Annotated in this window: 14 protein-coding genes and 2 pseudogenes; 10 read left to right on the top strand and 6 right to left on the bottom strand. The window is 39.0% G+C overall.

All coding sequences use genetic code 11. The features are described 5' to 3' along the window. Positions 1–3: 3 nt before the first annotated feature. The 5 genes from MUO14_RS08015 (at position 4) to MUO14_RS08000 (ending at position 5,381) form a co-directional block, all read left to right on the top strand. A complete protein-coding gene (locus tag MUO14_RS08015) occupies positions 4–1,980 on the top strand; it encodes a TRAP transporter permease (protein WP_244754716.1) in 1,977 nt (658 codons plus the stop codon). Between the two features lie 12 nt (positions 1,981–1,992). After that, positions 1,993–3,213 (top strand): CaiB/BaiF CoA transferase family protein, encoded by a 1,221-nt coding sequence (locus MUO14_RS08010; protein ID WP_244754715.1) that lies wholly within the window; start codon positions 1,993–1,995, stop codon positions 3,211–3,213. 24 nt (positions 3,214–3,237) lie between these two features. After that, positions 3,238–4,014, top strand: coding sequence for an IclR family transcriptional regulator (locus MUO14_RS08005; protein ID WP_244754714.1), 777 nt, complete (start codon positions 3,238–3,240; stop codon positions 4,012–4,014). A 329-nt stretch (positions 4,015–4,343) separates the two neighbouring features. Then, positions 4,344–4,478 (top strand): hypothetical protein, encoded by a 135-nt coding sequence (locus tag MUO14_RS24260; RefSeq protein ID WP_255822171.1) that lies wholly within the window; start codon positions 4,344–4,346, stop codon positions 4,476–4,478. Positions 4,479–4,721: 243 nt separating this feature from the next. Continuing rightward, the gene (locus MUO14_RS08000; RefSeq protein WP_244754713.1) at positions 4,722–5,381 is read left to right on the top strand and encodes a carboxymuconolactone decarboxylase family protein; all 660 of its coding nucleotides are present in this window, start codon (positions 4,722–4,724) and stop codon (positions 5,379–5,381) included. Between the two features lie 92 nt (positions 5,382–5,473). Here the strand turns inward: MUO14_RS08000 and MUO14_RS07995 are convergent, their stop codons facing one another. Both MUO14_RS07995 and MUO14_RS07990 read right to left on the bottom strand, forming a co-directional pair. Continuing rightward, positions 5,474–7,141 carry an amidohydrolase gene (locus MUO14_RS07995; protein ID WP_244754712.1) on the bottom strand — a complete coding sequence of 556 codons (1,668 nt, stop codon included), beginning with the start codon at positions 7,139–7,141 and terminating at the stop codon, positions 5,474–5,476. A 28-nt stretch (positions 7,142–7,169) separates the two neighbouring features. Continuing rightward, entirely contained in the window at positions 7,170–8,603 is a 1,434-nt protein-coding gene (locus MUO14_RS07990) for a sodium:solute symporter family protein (RefSeq protein ID WP_244754711.1), read from the bottom strand. 726 nt (positions 8,604–9,329) lie between these two features. Here MUO14_RS07990 and MUO14_RS07985 point away from each other — a divergent pair. After that, positions 9,330–10,385: an N-acetylmuramoyl-L-alanine amidase family protein gene (locus tag MUO14_RS07985; protein WP_244754710.1), complete on the top strand. Its 1,056-nt coding sequence runs from the start codon at positions 9,330–9,332 to the stop codon at positions 10,383–10,385. Between the two features lie 273 nt (positions 10,386–10,658). On the opposite strand, the gene MUO14_RS07980 is transcribed toward MUO14_RS07985, so the two are convergent. After that, positions 10,659–11,564, bottom strand: coding sequence for a LysR family transcriptional regulator (locus MUO14_RS07980; protein ID WP_244754709.1), 906 nt, complete (start codon positions 11,562–11,564; stop codon positions 10,659–10,661). An 89-nt stretch (positions 11,565–11,653) separates the two neighbouring features. Here MUO14_RS07980 and hutG point away from each other — a divergent pair. After that, positions 11,654–12,654 (top strand): annotated as a pseudogene (hutG, locus tag MUO14_RS07975) (formimidoylglutamase). 18 nt (positions 12,655–12,672) lie between these two features. Next, positions 12,673–13,868: pseudogene (gltS, locus tag MUO14_RS07970) on the top strand (sodium/glutamate symporter). A 969-nt stretch (positions 13,869–14,837) separates the two neighbouring features. Here the strand turns inward: gltS and MUO14_RS07960 are convergent. After that, on the bottom strand, positions 14,838–15,149 hold the full coding sequence (locus MUO14_RS07960) for a hypothetical protein (protein WP_244754708.1): 312 nt from the start codon (positions 15,147–15,149) through the stop codon (positions 14,838–14,840). 23 nt (positions 15,150–15,172) lie between these two features. Further along, positions 15,173–15,922 (bottom strand): MerR family transcriptional regulator, encoded by a 750-nt coding sequence (locus tag MUO14_RS07955; RefSeq protein ID WP_244754707.1) that lies wholly within the window; start codon positions 15,920–15,922, stop codon positions 15,173–15,175. 107 nt (positions 15,923–16,029) lie between these two features. Between MUO14_RS07955 and MUO14_RS07950 the strand changes: the two genes are divergently transcribed. Further along, positions 16,030–16,383: a hypothetical protein gene (locus MUO14_RS07950; protein WP_244754706.1), complete on the top strand. Its 354-nt coding sequence runs from the start codon at positions 16,030–16,032 to the stop codon at positions 16,381–16,383. A 111-nt stretch (positions 16,384–16,494) separates the two neighbouring features. After that, positions 16,495–16,701, top strand: a complete 207-nt coding sequence (locus MUO14_RS07945; protein WP_244754705.1) for a hypothetical protein — start codon at positions 16,495–16,497, stop codon at positions 16,699–16,701. Positions 16,702–16,874: 173 nt separating this feature from the next. On the opposite strand, the gene MUO14_RS07940 is transcribed toward MUO14_RS07945, so the two are convergent. Beyond that, positions 16,875–18,089 (bottom strand): ROK family transcriptional regulator, encoded by a 1,215-nt coding sequence (locus MUO14_RS07940; protein ID WP_244754704.1) that lies wholly within the window; start codon positions 18,087–18,089, stop codon positions 16,875–16,877. Positions 18,090–18,313 lie beyond the last annotated feature (224 nt).

The raw sequence follows: 18,313 nt of genomic DNA, 5'->3' as shown, positions 1-18,313 counted from the left end.
AGGATGAAGTTCCTGCCTAAACGAAGGAAGGTAAAAGACTCTGAAGAGCTTGATCATGCAGTTGATGGTGTGAAACAGGTGAATTATTTAGGTCTTATGTCTAGAGTCATTTTACTTCTATGTATTATCTGGACTGTATTTCAGTTATACACGAGTAGTTATGGAGTTATGGAGACGGTCAAGTTTAGGGCCTGGCACTTAGGATTTTTGCTTGTATTAACTTTTTTACTCTACCCTGCCTCGAAGAAAAGTAGTGGAAATAGAGTGGCGCCGACAGCCTGGGATATCATTTGTGTCATTCTGTCGGTTGGATCTATTGGCTATTTTATTTCCATGTATGACAACTTTATCCTTGAAAGAAATGGTATTAATACAACACTCGATTATATCGTGGGTGGGGTTGCCGTACTCTTATTATTTGAGGCGAGCAGAAGAGTTGCCGGAAAAGGGCTAACCATCATTGCGGCGATGTTCCTCCTGTATAATTTTTTCGGAGCTTATATACCTGGGATATTAGGACACTATGGATTTACTGTCGAACGAGTGATTAATGTCATGTTCTGGGGAAGCCAGGGGATCTTTGGTATTGCCCTGGGTGTGTCAGCGACATACATTTTTGTCTTTGTCCTTTTTGGGGCTTTTCTTAAAAATAGTGGTTTTACTGATTTTATCAACGATCTAGCCTTAACCATTGCAGGACGTTCAGCAGGAGGCCCTGCAAAGGTTGCTATTTTCGGCAGCGGCTTCATGGGGATGATTAGCGGGAGTGCTGTTGGAAATGTTGTCACTACAGGTACGGTTACGATCCCGATGATGAAGAAAACCGGATATAATTCTAAATTCGCTGGAGCCGTAGAGGCGGTAGCATCTACAGGAGGATTAATAGCACCTCCGATCATGGGAGCCGCGGGGTTTATCATGGCCCAATTTTTAGGTGTACCGTATACAGTGGTTATGATGGCAGCGTTAATTCCAGCAATCCTTTATTATGTAACGCTATTTATGGTCGTTCATTTTGAAGCGAAAAACATGGGATTATCCGGTTTATCCAAGGAAAACATCCCCAATGCAGTGGAGGTCTTAAAAAATGGTGGGCATTTGTTAATTCCACTGATTGTACTGGTTGGAGCTTTATTTTCTGGGGTAACTCCATTGTTTGCAGCGATCTGGGCATTAATTTCGACCGTAGCAGCTAGTTGGTTAAGAAAATCAACGAGAATGAACTTTAGAACGATATTACGTTCTATTGAGGAAGGTGCTAAAGGAGCTATAAATGTAGGGATTGCATGTGCCATTGTAGGCGTTGTGATAGCAACAGTAAGTTTGACAAGTTTAGGGCTCGTAGTAGGTAATAACGTTATTAATCTAGCTGGGGATAGTGTGTTCCTAGCGGCGTTATTAACAATGGTTATAAGTATCATTCTAGGAATGGGTGTCCCTGTGACGGCTGCTTATATTATTGTTGCTGCCATTGCTGTTCCTATCCTGATTACTATGAATGTCGCACCGTTAGCTGCCCATATGTTTGCTTTCTACTATGCAGCCTTATCCAGTATCACACCTCCAGTAGCTTTAGCTTCTTATGCAGCAAGCGGAATTGCTGGCACTGATTCTGGAAAAGTATCGATGGAATCTCTGAAAATAGGGTTAGCTGGTTTTATTGTCCCGTTTTTCTTCTTGTTTAACCCTGTGCTCCTTTTTGATGGAGGCTCTACATGGGATAGTCTGCGTGCTGCTGTAACAGCTATTATCGGGGTTATTGCCCTTGCCTCAGTGTTAAAAGGGAGGCTTTTTATAAAAACCAATCTAGTCCAGAGAGTAATTATGCTAGTGGCAGCTTTCCTTTTAATCTTCCCAGGGATCTTGTATGGATTGCTTGGGGCGGCCTTGATCGGAGTCGTTGTAGTGATGCAGAAGCTTAGTATCAAGAAAGATGATGAAACGGCTAAAACAACCTCGGGTAAACGACTTACCTTATAGGGAGAGATGAACATGAACCAACCATTAAAAGATATAAGAATCCTGGATTTGTCCAGGGTATATGCTGCTCCAGCGGGATCAATGATTCTAGCAGACTTAGGAGCGGATGTGATCAGGGTTGAATCGTTAACAGGATCAGATAGTATGAGGGAATGGGGACCTTTTGTAAATGGGGAGAGTACGTATTATTTTTCATCTAACCGTAATAAAAGGTCCATTACGTTAAATTTAAAAGAGGAAAAAGGGAAAGAAATATTTCTGGATTTAGTAAAAAAAGCAGATGTCGTTCTAGAAAATTTTAAAACAGGGACGATGGAAAAGTTGGGGTTAGGCTATGAAGATTTGAAGATGGTTAACGATCAGTTAATTATGTGTTCTGTTACAGGATTTGGTCAGACTGGTCCTGATAAAGGCGCTCCGGGTTTCGATCCAGTGATTCAGGCGATAAGTGGTTTAATGGATGTTACGGGAGATGCTGATGGAGAACCGACTAAAGTTGGTGTGCCTATAGCGGATATTCTAACTTCTAATTATGTCGCGATTAGTATTTTGTCGGCAATTAGAATGAGAGACTTCAATAACCAGGGGCAGCATATTGATTTATCTTTACTGGATGTGCAAATGAGCAGTCTGGCTAATGTATCGAGCAGCTATTTAAATGCTGGGAAAATCTCTAAGCGATTAGGGAATAGTCACAATAATGTCGTACCTTATCAGGTTTTCAAATGTAAGGACGATCCGATTATGTTGTGTGCTGGAAACAATGGTCTGTACGTTAAATTATGTAAGTTATTAAAACATCCGGAGTGGGCTGCAGATCCAAGATATTGCACCAATGATAAGCGCTTAGAAAATGAAGAAGAGTTAGTTTTCATGATTCAACAAGTGCTGAAAGAAAAAACGGCTGATGAATGGATGGAATTGCTCTCCCAGGCAAAAATCCCTGCTGGTAAAGTGAATACAATTGATCAAGCGTTTGATCACCCACAGGTTCAGGCTAGAGAAAGTGTTGAAGTGCTAACACATCCGGTCATTGGGGAGATTAAAATGACCAAAAATCCAATGAGATTTTCAAACTTAAATGTCTCAAGTAAATCTGCACCTCCCCTATTAGGAGAGCACACGGAAGAGTTATTAATGGAGGAATTGGGGTACAGTATAGAAGAACTTGAGGAATTAAGAAAGCAACATGTTATTTCATATCATGTTTTTGATAAAATAGTGGATGGATGATACTAAGCTAAATAGGTGATAAAAATGAATAAAGACAACTTCGAGAAGAATTACTCCATGCAGACTGTACATCGGGCTGTACAGATTTTGAGAGCTTTTTCGAGACACAATAAAAGACTTACCTTAACTGAATTACATTCACTTACCGGAATTGGTAAATCAAGCCTCCAACGGCTTCTTTCTACATTGACTATGGAAGGCCTGCTCCAAAAAAATGAGCAAGATAAACGGTATCAGCTTGGATTGGATTTTATCTTTTTTGCAGAGTTAGTAGAAAAAAGCTCAAGTCTCTTGACCATTGCCCAACCCGTGATGGAACGAATTTACTCCGAAACGACAGAAAGCGTTAGTTTAAGTGTAATTGAGGATAATGAAAGAAAGTGTATTCACAACATTGAAAGTAAGCATGAGTTAAATGCGTTAACGTTTGTTGGTCAAACTTCTCCTTTATATGCAGGTGCTTCTGCAAAGGTTTTATTGGCACATTTTAACCAGGATATATTAGAAAATTATCTAAACGATGTTTCCTTAGAGGGTATAACTGAAAATACGATATCAACAAAAGAAGCCCTCATCGAGGATCTGATAAAAATAAGAGAAAATGGTTTTGCTACAAGTCATGGGGAGAGAGTAAAGGGAGCGGGTTCGATAAGTGCACCAATATTTGACCCTTTTTCAAATGTTTTTGCAGCATTAACTACCATTATCCCTTCTGCGAGGGTAGATGATTATAACTTTGATGAATTTACAGATAAAATAGTAAAGGGAGCGGAGGAAATTACGAATAAATTAAGAATGTAGTTGATTCTTAGTATCCTAGGTGAAATAAGGGAACTGAGAGGCCTTGTGAATAGATTCTTCACAGGGTTATTTTTTTGCATATTTTCAAGAATACATGTAAAACTTTAGCTAATTGTGGTTAATAGGATAGCAAGGTCTAAACGGCAATGTCTGCTTATTATTCAATCTTACCGCCAAGAACATGTCTTTTTCAAAAATGATCGGTAAATATTTAGATGCTCTTCCACTACTAAATAAACCGTTTTCTACAGTCCATATCTAAAAATATTTAATGTAGAAATTTTAGCCAATGCTAAAATAAATAACTTTTGTGGAGGTACATTAACATTATGGAACAAGAGGAAAAACTGAAAACTGCTGGCATTTCCATGGGGAGCGATTTTCTTAATGGCAAAGCTGTCTCCTACTTAGAGTCAGCCTACCTAGCAGGGGCCTGCCGACTATCACTGTTTGTTAATGAATAATAATGCAACAATAAACCAAAATTGAATAATGCGTTTCTGAATCCTTTAGCGAACATGACGGACACCTCGTTTATATAGGGTTTGGGGTTCTAATCATTATTGCTGAATGTGTTGGTTTTAATACATCGTTCGCCGCGAATCATGATCGTACAAACTACAAGACGTTTCGTTTGTGATGGGACATCATTCATAGTATTATTTTCAGAGAATTACAATATTTAAAAAGTTACTGGAGGGGAGACCATGAGTCAAGATGTCTTGTATCAACAATCTAATATCAACCGGCTTGGGGAGTTCGAGCAGCTCGCACCTGATGCCTTTCGTGCTTTTGTCAATTTTGACAAAAAAGCTTTAGCTGCTGGAGAGCTCTCGGCGAAGGTAAAGGAATTAATCGCTGTTGCTGTGGCACACACGACAGGCTGCCCGTACTGTATTGATCTCCATGTAAAAAATGTAAAAAAGCAAGAGGCATCCAAGGAAGAAGTGGCTGAGGCGATTATGGTCGCGACAGCATTGAAAGCTGGGTCTGCCATTGCCCACGGAGTGAACGCACTAAATACATATGATGAAAATGGCCAAGAAGAACTTTACCGTAAAGCTTATTTTGATAGGTTGAAGGAATTCTCCGATTTGAATGGTGATGCGTTTAAGGCGTTTGTTAATTTTGACCAGCAGTCGATGAAACCTGGATTAATTGGGGCGAAAGAGAAGGAACTCATTGCAGTCGCGGTTGCTCATACGACAGGCTGCCCGTATTGCATTGATATCCATACAAAGGGAGCAAAAAAACAAGGGGCTGCTAAGGAAGAGGTAGCTGAGGCTATTTTTGTTGCCACTGCACTGAAAGCTGGTTCTGCGATGGCTCATGGTGTGAATGCTTTACATGCTTACGATGACGAATAGAACCTAAAACGATAAGGAGAAAAGGTATTTTATAATAAATCCCACTTCATGATTAATGCCTAATCATGAAGTGGGATTTGTACGTCGATGAATTAATTAGGGTCTGGAAATGTTTCCTGACCATATACCAGTTTACCGTCAATGATTGTTGCCATTACATTAATATCTTTAATCTTGATAGGGTCTATAACCGTTGGATCGGCCTCAAGAACCGCAAAGTCTGCTAGTTTTCCAACTTCTATACTGCCTGATTTATCTTCATCAAAATTTAACTTAGCCCCGTCTATAGTCATGGTCCGCAAAGCTTTTTCTACACTAATTGTTTGATCTTCTCCTAACACTTCACCCTTCATCGTTTGGCGATTAACTGCTGCCCAAATTGAAAATAGTGGAGAGATGGGAGTGATCGGGCAATCGGAATGTAGTGTGTAAAGAATGTCCCTTTCTAAAGCATCTGCTAAAGGGTTGATTTGTTCTGCCCTGTCAGGTCCTAAAAAGATTCGTTTATGCCTGTCACCCCAGTAATAAACGTGGTTAATAAAGAAAGACCCTGCCACATCTAATGCTTTCATTCTGTTTAAGTCTTCGGAAGTTCCCGTCTGTATATGCTCAATGCGGTGACGATGGTCCGTGCGCGGTTCAGCTGTTAAAGCATATTCGTAGGCATCTAGAATAGACTCAATGGCTCGATCGCCATTCCCATGGATGGCAATCCGAAATCCTCTTTTGTGCAGATCCAAAATTTCCCCGTTAAAATCCTTTTGGTTATGCAGGAGTTCTCCATAAGTTTCTGGTTCACAGTAGTAAGGTTCCCTAAGGGCAGCGGTAATTCCTTGAATGGAGCCATCCTGAAATAGCTTTGCACTGTCCAATGTAGCACGGTTTTTTGATCGGTTTTGAATTTCTTCCTCTAACTGTTTGGCAGAATAGTGCTGAAAAGGTCCTTCCTGATTCAAGAGATGGTGCAGAACCATAAACCGCATACGTAGAGGATTATTCCCTTGTTCTAGTGCTTTTAAATGGGCATCAAATTCAGCTATTCCTAAATCCAATCCAACACCTGCATCTGAATTGGTAGTAATTCCCTGGGCAAGATAATCGTTGGAAGCCTCTCCTATTAAGGAAGCCATTTCTTCTACGGAAGCGGTCGGGATCGCAGCTTGGACAGGTGCTAAAGCTGGCAGCTCATGTAAGACTCCATTTAATCGTCCCGTTTCATCACGCCCAAAACGTCCGCCCTGTGGATCCTCTATGTCTTCGGCAATCCCGGCTATTTCTAATGCTTTCGAATTCACGGCAGCAAAGTGGGAGGAAATATGACGAATGAATACTGGGATGTCCGGTGCTATCCTGTCTAATTCCTTGCGTGTTGGGTGTCGTTCTTCCGATAATAACGTATTATCGTAACCCCATCCGAGGACCCATTCTCCTTCAGGTGTAGCGGCTACTTGTTCTTTTACTTTTTCCAAAATATCAGGAATGCTTTCGTTTGGTGGTGTACTGCAATTGACTTGTTTTCGAAATAGAGAGTACATTAAAAGATGGTTATGGGTGTCAATAAAGCCTGGAATTAACGTGGCTTCCTTCAAATCAATCACTTTCGTCTCCGAAGTTAGATTAATTTCATCTTGGGGTGGTTCGGGCGCTGTCCAAATTTGACTGATAACGCCGTTTGAAACGGCTAAAGAACGTGCACGGTTATTTTGTTCATCAATCGTTACAATGTTTGCATTTTTTATGAGTAAATCAATTGTGTTCATTTCATGTTCTCCTTTTAAAGACAGTCATTTATTCTTCACTTGGAGGATCTGCAGAATCTAAATCTTCCCAATAAACAGCTCGAACCTGTTCTGTATTGCCATGTTGAGTGAGTAGACTGATGACAAGTAAGCTACTAACGGAAACTAGGAAACCAAAGATGGTGTGGTTGATGCCAATATTGAAAAATGGCCATCCAAGTGTGGCGATTAACGCCAAGGTCATGCTCCAGAGTACGCCAGCTTTTGTGACCTTTTTCCAAAACATAACGGCAAGAAACGGAAAGACTAGGACAGTTGCTGATAACCTAAGAGCCCACTGGTAGGCACTGGCTATATCTGTAACAAAATAAGAGACGACTAAACCTAATACTGAAATAATGGCAACGGTTAGTCGTGAAGTCGTCATGAGTTGTTTATTGTTCGCATGTGGTTTCATTAATCGTTGGTATAAATCTCTCGTTAAGTTGGAACTTCCTTGCAATATAAACGAAGTCGCACCTGTCATTAATGCTGCCAACAGACCAACGAAAACAATTCCACCTATGGCCGGATGTAAAAGTTCTGCGGTTACATAAGAAAACAATAAGTCAGGGTCCGTGTCTGAAGGAACATATTGACGAGCAATTACCCCAATGGAAAAAGGTAAAATAGAAATCGCACCCGCAATAACAAACCCAGTCACACCAGCCCTCTTGGCAACCCGTTCACTTTTTGATGCAAAAATACGCTGCCACGTCGATTGCCAAACCAGATAAAATGGACCAACAGATAAAGCGTATAACAACACTTCCCCTAACCCTTCTGGGCCTAAAGGACTGATGTACTCAATCGGTGTATTAGCCAAAATCATATCAAACCCGCCAGCATAAACGACACTCGTTATACATAAAATGACAATTCCGATAATAACAATAATGGATTGAAGAGCATCTGTAATAATCGTTGCCGGCAGTCCGCCTAATATAGTAAAGCCTAGTATTAGTGCAAACGACAGGGCCACACCAACACTTGTGTCTATCCCTAATGTGATATTAAAAATGGTGGACATTCCGACCATTTGCAGAGCTAGTGTTGGAACAGAATAAATAAAGGCGGAAAGGACAGAAGGAATGATTCCTGATTTCCCACCAAATCTCTCCCCGAATAAATCAGCTAATGTGTACAGCCTTTGTCTTCTTAATGGCCCAGCGAACGCAATGATTAATAAAAGACAAAATAAGATTCCAGGCAATGCAAATTTAAAAAATCCCGATAGACCTACTGTAAAGCCCATTCCAACCCAGCCAATGAAGACGGCAGCACCACACCATGTGCTGATGATGGTTCCGACGATTGGCCAGAACGCGGTGTTCCAGCTTCCGATTAAGTACTCATCGTAGGTTTTTATTTTGAAGAAGTAATAGAATCCCATTGAAAACATGAGAATGAAGTAAATCACTATGTAACTTAAGTACCATGTCATATAAAATATAGTCTCCTCTTTTTTGGATATATTGAGTTTTTAATTGGAGATAATAGATGAAGTAATTTTGGAGGTAATAATAATGATTAGTTAGGAGGTGCCTCCTTGTTTCTTGACTTGGATGATCTAACTTCAATGATGGATGTGTTCATATAATAGTAAAGCAAAATTCTCCGTGATTCAAATTGTTATTAATATAGAATATCTATACAGGGCATTCAATAACTTGTACATATTACTTATGTTTAGATGGTCGGAAATTCATTTAAACCATAAATCCGACTTCACACGGAAGGAATCAATACACCGATTTTCTACCTATGGTGAGGAGATGTTTGTTTCTGACGACAATTAGGGCAAGGCATTATGGGGAAGTGGTCGAATCTGCTAGTTTTGTAAGCTCTCTTAATTATCTAAATAATATAGACAAGAAACCTTTATGAATGCTATCTATCATATTAGCGATTGAAGATAAGCATGAACCACTCTCTGCCTATTCTAAGGAAGGGAGTGGTTTTTTTGTTTATATTAAGTTCATGGTAGTATGGGCGGTCTCGTACTAGGGGAGAAAGTAACCCGTTAGTAGGTTAATATTTACAACCGAACATTAATATGCCTATATTAATAGTTTAATGGAATTATTTTTTGTGATGAATATTGTAACCAATTGCAGGAAATTGTTACAATATTGTGGCGAAGATGGAACAAAAATGTAGGTAAAAAGGAGTGAATGGTCTGTTTAATCTATTTAGAAACTCTATGTTTATGCTAGTTTGCTTCAGCCTAATCATGTCTCTATTCGGGCCGACTCCGACGGTTTCCGCGGAACAAGGTACTACATATCGTGTGGATGCTACGTCTTTACAGGTGCGTAGTGAACCAAGCATGGATGCTTCGGTCATTGGATCTCTTGAGGATGAGACCATAGTTACGGTTTATGAGAATCGGTTTGGTTGGGCAAGAATCAATTACAATGGTCAAAGCGGATGGGTAGCCGCTTATTATTTGCTAGAGTCTGATTCCACCTCTCCCCATAGTCAACAAGTGAAAGTTGCAGGGGATGCTGCCAATATACGGACGGGGCCTGGGACGGGCTATGATAGTCTTGGCCTCGCTTATCGTGGTGATTCTTTTCAACTTTTAGAAAAGGCCAATGATTGGGTGCAGGTGAGGTTGTCGGATGGAGGTACAGGTTGGATCGCAGGCTGGCTTGTCACTAGTGATTCATCTCAGGGCACGAGTCACTCCTCGTTAGAAGGGGTGAACATTGTCCTTGATGCAGGACACGGAGGGTATGATCCGGGTGCTATAGGCTATTTTGGAGGATATGAAAAGAATCTGACATTACAAACGGCTCACACCATCTCTGATCAACTGCAGCAAGCGGGAGCCAATGTGATTATGACAAGGTCAAATGATCGCTATTTAGCTCTTGAGGAAAGAGTAGATATTAGCCATGCTTATGACACAGATGCTTTTATTAGTCTCCATTATAACTCCAGCCTTTACCCAAGTGCTCGAGGCATAAGCACTTATTATTATTCGAATGGTGACAAGGGGCTTGCTGATCAAATTCAAGGACAGCTTATAGCGCACACGAATCTTCAAAATGATGGGGCGCAATTTGGAGACTACCATGTATTACGAGAAAACAATGATGCAGCGGTTCTTGTTGAACTTGGGTTTCTATCAAATCCGAGTGAAGTTGGGAAGTTAAAGACAGGTAGTTATCAATCTAGTGTGGCAGAAGCGATTACCCAAGGTCTTATTGATTATTTTTAGAGGGAAGGTATAAATTGGAGAGCGATTGGAGAGGGCGTAGAGTCCTTGCCACAACTAATACGTGCCTGTCACTCAAATAGGGTTTAATTAGAATTGTTCACAGGGTCTACCCTCACTCCAGAAAAGTTCATGATGCTGTTAATCAATTATCAATTTTAAATACTTTCCACTTCTATTTTGACCGCCAACTTAAAGCAAAAACAAATCCCCTCTAGGGTCCACATTGACCTTTGAGGGGATTTTTTGATCTTACCTTGAGCTTGAGGATCAATATTATTGTTCATAAATATCTGTATTTGGAAATTGTTCTTTTATCAACTTGATAAACGTTAAAACAATTGGAGGTAAATACCGATTTTTATTCATAGTTAAATACACCGTCCGTGAAATGTTGTTTGGCTTCTGTATTTGTTTGATTTGGAAATGATATCTCGGTGCGTTTTTCACATAATTCTCTGGAACAACTGTAATACCTAACCCGTTCTCAACTAAACTGCATGCTGTTTCAAATCGTTCAATTTCAAATTGTAGATTTGGTTTAATACCAGCTTTCCGGAAAGTGTTTAAAATATCTTCTCGTGTCTGAAATCCCTCTCTACAAACTATAAATGCTTCTGTTTCCAATTCATGAATAGTAAGATACTCTTTGTTTGTTAAGTTATGCGACTCCGGTATAAGTGCTACTAGTCTTTCCTCATAGATAGGGATGGATTTGATTTCCGAATTGTCGATAAATTGATTCGTGATAGCAAGATGAATTTTATAGTTATTAAATGAATTTATGACTTCGTGTGAGCTTAGAAGATCGAATATTTTCACGTGTATATTAGGATATTGCTTTTTGAATTCACATAATACCTTTGGTAGCCAAAATTTAGCCGACTCAATTAATCCGATTGAGATATCGAGGGGGCCGTCTTTTTTTAATCGCTCCATTTCATCTAGTACGTGTTCGAAGTGATTTAGTAATTTTCTCGCCTCATAGTATAAAATGGATCCTTCCTTCGTTAGACGTATATCACGTGCACTTCTGTCTAACAAAGATAAACCAACTTTGTTCTCTAGCTTTTTGATTGTTGCACTTAAAGAGGGCTGTGAAATATGCAGTTTAGCTGCAGCCGCAGTGAAAGTGGATTGTTCCACAATTGTTACAAAATAACGTAATTCCCTTATTTCCATACATATTTTCCCTTCCCATAGCCAAAACCTATTGAATTATTAAAAACATGTATTAGTAATTATACACAGTATTGCATTAGTATAAAAATATGCATTATTTTGAAACCTTAACGTGTAAAGAAATGGAGGGGGTTCTCATTTATAGATTGGCGAGTAAGCAACATTGGAAGGGAAGAGTCGATAGTCAACAGGATTTTGAAAAATTTCGTTTTCATCAAGTTGTTCAACTTGAGCAAGTAAATCAATTGGAAAAAAGTAAAAGTGGTTTTAGCATTATCGGATTTGAAAGTGACGAAGGGGTGAAACGGAATAAAGGACGTATTGGGGCCAGAGAGGCGCCAAATGAAATAAGAAAGGCTTTATCTTCAATTCCGTTTACAATTAATAATGAAAAGAAAATATCGGATGTTGGTAATGTTGTATGTGAAGGTGAAGAACTCGAAATAGCACAGCAAGAACTTGGACAAGACCTTAACTTATTATATCAGAACGGTGAGACACCTATCATTCTTGGGGCGGTCATGAAACCTTATATGGTCATTATCTAGGAGCGAGGAATTATATTGGTCCAGATGCGTCACTGGGAATTATTAATATTGATGCGCACTTTGATATGCGGGACGATGAAATTACTTCGTCAGGTACTATGTTTAGACAAATATTAGAGCAGGATCAAAACTCTAAGTATTTATGTCTGGGTATCCAGGAATTTGCTAATACAAAATCATTATTTAAGACTGCTGAATATTACAACTGCAAATATATTTTGGAAGAAAACATCACGTCGGATCATTACAAGAACACATTTAAGATAATTGATGAATTTTCTCAGTTTGATTATGTGATATTGACTTTATGTACTGATTCGATTGTTGCTTCTGCGGCTCCTGGTGTTAGTGCCCCTTCGCCATTTGGACTAGATCCAAAAGTAGTGCGAACATTATTACGATACATTGTAGCTAAGAAAAATGTTATTAGTTTTGATATGTCAGAGGTTAATCCGCAAGTCGATGAGGATGGTAAAACAGTTAAATTAGCAGCTTTTCTGATAGCAGAAGTAATCAAATATTTTAATGCTCAAGAAAAATAATCTAGAAAGGGTGACAAAATGGGCCTGGAAATTAATCAGCTGACTACTATTTTTTTAGCTGTTGCGGTTTTTATGTTGGGAAAGTATCTAAATACAAGAATACGTTTTTTAGATAAATTCTGTATCCCTGCACCTGTAGTAGGCGGTCTTTTGTTTGCAATTATTACTACGGCACTTAGAAGTATGGGCGTCTTGAACTTCACATTGGATACATCGTTACAAGGGCTTTTTATGTTGACGTTTTTTACAACGGTCGGTTTGGGTGCCAGTTTTGGGTTAATTAAATTAGGTGGAAAATTATTAGTTATCTATTGGTTGTCATGCGGGTTTCTTGCGCTTGTTCAAAGTATTATAGGCGTGTCACTTGCTAAACTTCTAAATATAGACCCCTTGATTGGCGTTGTTGTAGGGGCTGTTTCAATGGAAGGGGGGCATGGCGCTGCAACAGCGTTTGGTACTACTATTGAAGAGATGGGTATAGATTCTGCTTTATCTGTAGGATTAGCTGCAGCGACTGTTGGCCTTGTAGCTGGGGGCTTATTGGCGGGCCCATTGTTAAATATTTGGTCAATAAATATAATTTACAACCCACTGAAAAAGATATTGAAGATGATAATCCGCTAATAAATAATAAGGATAATACGACTGTGAATTCCAAAACATTTATGGTGCAGGTGTTTATTATTACATTTTGCATGGCATCGGGTTCTTATTTAGGGGACTTATTCACTCAGTTAACCGGATTTTCTCTGCCTAACTATGTTAGCGCCATGTTTGTTGCTGTTATCGTACGAAATATAATAGATCTGTTTAATGGAAATATAATTCAGATGAAAAGCATTACAATTATTGGAGATGTCACTTTAGGTATTTTCTTATCGATGGCACTAATGAGCATTAAATTGTGGGAAGTTGCAAACTTGGCATTACCATTGCTAGCGATTGTGTTTGTCCAAGTATTGTTTATTGCTTTATTTGGCATATTTATTTTGTTCCGTTTACTTGGAAAGAATTACGACGCTGCTGTTATGGTAGGTGGATTCACGGGGCATGGTCTAGGGGCAACACCAAATGCTATAGCTAATATGGATGCTATCGTAAATAAATTCGGCCCGTCACGTAAAGCATTTTTAGTCGTGCCCATTGTCGGCGCTTTCTTAATTGATGTATTTGCGATGCCTATTATTATTACCACTATTAATATGTTCAGTTAAAAAAATCGACCCACAATACTGATAATAGTACAGATCACCAAAACTAGATATTGGGGTCTGACCCCAGATGTGGATTATTTTTAGGGAAAAGGTAGTGAGGGTCTTTGAGTTGGGCTGTGCAGTCATGAAATGGAGTATGTTTGGAGAGTTCGTAAAATCCTTACACAACTAATAAGTGCCTGCCACTCAAATAGGGTGACAGGCACAGATAGAATCAGGGAAATGATCATGATTAGAAAGAATATGAATTTTATCAGGCGGAACACTGGATTAACTATGGTCCTTCTGCAAGATTTACATCTGAAGCGATTCACCTTTTTGCAGACTGACGTCTACAAGGCTGGGATCAAGCTCTTGATCCGAGTGAAGAAATCGAGATGTAACTAGGGCAAGGCTATTCGTAAAAATAGACACCCCCGTTTTTTGTCAGACAGGGTGTCTATTTCTTATGTGTATGCTAAAGGCTATAGTAACCATCAATGCTTCATAGACACTCGTGCCATCACCCTCTTTTTATCTGGCATGGGGATTAGCCGACCTAGTAATACTTCCAAGGTATTGAGAAAATCCAGCAATACAAAGCTATTATAAAAGTACCAAAGGCAGAAGTTTTAAATATAGGTAGGTAAACGTAAAATAGCCCTTATCTATGAGTAAGGTGAGGGAACGTTTATGCTTTATAATTAGTTGGATTTGGAGCACAGCAAATCTGAGGTAATGATAAGCCAATTTCCCCATAAGCAATATCAAAGAAAAAGCCAGGTTTCATCAGCTAATTTTTAGCATATGCATTATGCTTTATATTCTTCTCCAGATTCAAGGTAGTAAGAGACGAACTCGAACGCTTGCTTAAGAGTGCGAACGTTGTAATTTTCTTTTCTTTTTTTCCTATCAGTTGGATCGTAATGATGATGATGGGGTTCTGTTTCGATTTTATATTCGTCAGGTGTCCATTCTGCATTATGTGGATCATTCCCCCACCCTGAAATGTGATTTAGCTTTTACACCAGTTTTGGGCAGAATTATCTTCCAATGGTATTGGTAACGCCTGACATAACCCGCTTCATCATAATTTTCTAGTGCATGTAAACCCGTAACTCCATGGACAGGATGCTCTACTAAAGGGAACAAAACTTCCATTCTCTTTACCGTTCTTTTATAATTGGCGAAAATTGATTCTTTGTCTCTCAATTGGGAGTAGGCCTTCAAAAGATGACCGTAATCATCGAGGATAGCGTCTACATCAGCTGGAAGTAATATTTTAGATCTATTCGTAGACAAGTTTGAGTGTCTCTTTCTCAAAATTAACTTCCCCCAATGTGCTTTAAAATCTCCTCTTTGTCATCTTCTAAATCTCGCCATAAATAATAATCAGCTGGATCGTCAAGGTTGTCTCCATTTAGATGGCCAAATGCTTCTTTAAAATTAGGTTTTTTATATTTTATTTGTAATTTAGAAAGCTCATTATTTATTTCTTGTAATCGTTCTAAAGGGGTCTGTTTTCCCATTTTCCTTTGTTGAGCAATCATTTGCATCCGAATACAATATACGGGGTCATTCCATAAATCAATAACATACAAGGGGATTTTGTGATGAGACGAAGTATCTAAAGACTCTAATCCCTGTTGTATATATTTATTTAAGGTAACTCTAGACACGCCCAAGCGCTCTGATGCTTCTTTAGGAGTTAAAAGATAATCATCATGATAGTGGAAGTGAATCTCTTCTCCTCCCATTTTATAGTACCAGTTCTCAAGATCTACTTTTAGTTTGCCAAATTCTATATCTGAGGAAGGGTATTCAATTTCCATTAACCGCTTAAGCCACTTCAGTAAATTCTCTTGATGTTTTTCTGAAAGCAAATATTCACTTTTTAAAATTACACCATAATGATCAAAGGTAATCCCTTCAATTTTGTCAGAAAATACTGTGAGCATCACTGTTACAATCTTGTTTAAAATGAAATCAGTTTCTTTTTCAATAAGGTGGTGATCTTTTTCTTGAAAGCCTAAATTAATTTGTTTTGCGGTTAGATCATATACGGCTTTACTCATTATTCTCATCCTCCTACCTCCATTATAGACAAAGTTAACGATTTGTCAATATTGTTAATTTATATTTTATCCATATCGTTAATATTATATTCATTGAGTGTGCTGTGATGACTAAACTTAGGGGGAATTCTATATACTTTGAGATAATATTCTGGAGGGGTTTAACTATTGCAGGGCTAATGATGTTTGGCGAAGAAAGATCTATAGCTGATTTATTTCCAAACTACTTTTTAGATAATAGGGAAATACTCTCTGAAATTCCTGGCGAGCGGTGGTCCAATAGAATTACCTCACAAGATGGAACTTGGTCTGGAAACTTATATGACTTATATTTTAAAGTTATTGGAAAAATAATATCAGACATTGATATCCCATTCCAAATACAAGGTAACGATTTTATACGCCAGTCTGTGAGTCAATCGTACATAAAGCTCTTAGAGAAGCAGTTCTTAATACGTTAATTCATGCTATTTATTCAGGTGATGTAGGTATCGTAATCGAAAAAAGGAAAAGTTTTTTCCAGTTCTCTACCCCTGACATATTAAGAATGCCTTATGACAAGGCTATCGAGGATGAGAACAGCGATTGATCCACTAAATCCATTTATTTTCAAGATGTTTGCACAAATTGGTCTGGGTTGGGATAGAAGTATCCATACTACATGGAAACGACAAAAATGGAAAAACACGGCATTAACGGAAGGGTTCCAACCGGGAAGAACTACTCTTGTTACTCCGCTTCAAGAGAAGGGTGTTACAAATGCCGTTTGCAGGAATTAACTATTGGTTCAACTAACCATCAGTGGGATGAAGAAAACTCCCACTGATGGAAGTTCACTTTATGAGAAACGAAAAAGAACCGATAGCTAAGCGTAGAATGCTCAGCTATCGGTTCTTTTAAGGATTTTTGGGGCATCCTTCTGCAAAAATTTCTGTTTCTCCCACCAAGCTCCTTAATGCTGGGAAAAAAATTCTTCTAAAATCAATACACATGCACCATAGGCAGAAGCATTTTCTCCAAGGCTTGATAATACAATCGAGGTGTCCCTGGCTTGTTTCGTCAATCCTTTTGACTGAATGGTTTCTTTTATCCCTTCCATCAAAAAGTCTCCTGCGTTAGCCACTCCACCGCCGATAATGATTCGTTTCGGGTTTAACGTGTGCATGAGGTTGACGAGACCTATGCCCAAAAATCTTCCCGTTTGATTTAATAATTCAACACTGAACTCATCTCCATCACAAGCGGCTTGATAAACCATCTCTCCGTCTATCTTCTCGATATCATTCTCGACTAAGTCTAGAATACGTGATGTTTTGCCCGTTTTTAATTGTTTCTTGGCTCGTTCTGCAATCGCCGGACCTCCGGCTAACGTCTGTAGACAGCCATAATTTCCACAGGTACACTTCGGCCCTGACAGGTCGATGGTGACATGTCCGATTTCTCCTGCAATGTTATTTTCCCCATGAAAAAGTCTGCCATTGATCATGATACCTGCACCGATTCCATGGCCGACGTTGATCCCTACAAGGTTATCGGTATCTTTTCCATTTCCAAACCAGGATTCGCCAAGTGTCATGGTGCGGGCATCATTTTCTATTTTGACAATCATCCGGAACTCTCTTTCCAACTCTTCCTTTATGGGAATATTGTGAAGGTCGAAGGAAGGGGCGAAGAGTGAGATTCCCTTTTCTACATCAACAATGCCGTGCATACCTACGCCAATTCCTAGAAATTTTTCTGTATCAATCGTGCTTGATTGTAACAAGGAGTGGATACCTGTTTTCATCGTAGCAAGAAGGTCTTCCTCAGTCGGATATTCTTTAATTCCTAAGATGGTTGAATCTTTTAATTCACCAAACAAGTTTGTGACCATGAACTTCATCTTGTAGCGTCCGACGTCGATGCCGATGATGTAGAAATGTTCGGCATTGATGGCTAGCAATGTCGGCTTCCTTCCGCCTTGTGAAGCACCTTGTGTGGTTTCGATGACGAATTCGCTGGTAATCAATTCTTTGACGATATTACTGACGGTGGGAGGGGTGAGTTTTGTTTGTTTGGCAATCTCAGCTCGGGAAATCGGGCCATCTTTGCGAATCATATTCAGGATGATGGAGCGATTGATCGATTTCATTAATTGAAAACTTCCCCTATTGTACTTCGAAGACATACTTTTTCCTCCCACAATTATAATACATTTATCATAACATAGGCTTAAAACTAAGGAAAATTATTTAATAAAGATAGCGGGCTGTTTAACGTACTCATTACTTTTTTCAAAAAAATATAGGTCAAAAAAAGTGTTGTTCAAACAGATGAAGGGAGAGCTCAATTCATAATAAAGGGTTTTCATTTTTCTGTTTCTTGTGATAAGTTGTATGTAAATTAATTAAT

The organism is Halobacillus shinanisalinarum (genome assembly GCF_022919835.1).
In the GTDB taxonomy this organism is placed as follows: domain Bacteria; phylum Bacillota; class Bacilli; order Bacillales; family Halobacillaceae; genus Halobacillus_A; species Halobacillus_A shinanisalinarum.
This window is presented reverse-complemented; position numbering and strand designations above follow the sequence as displayed.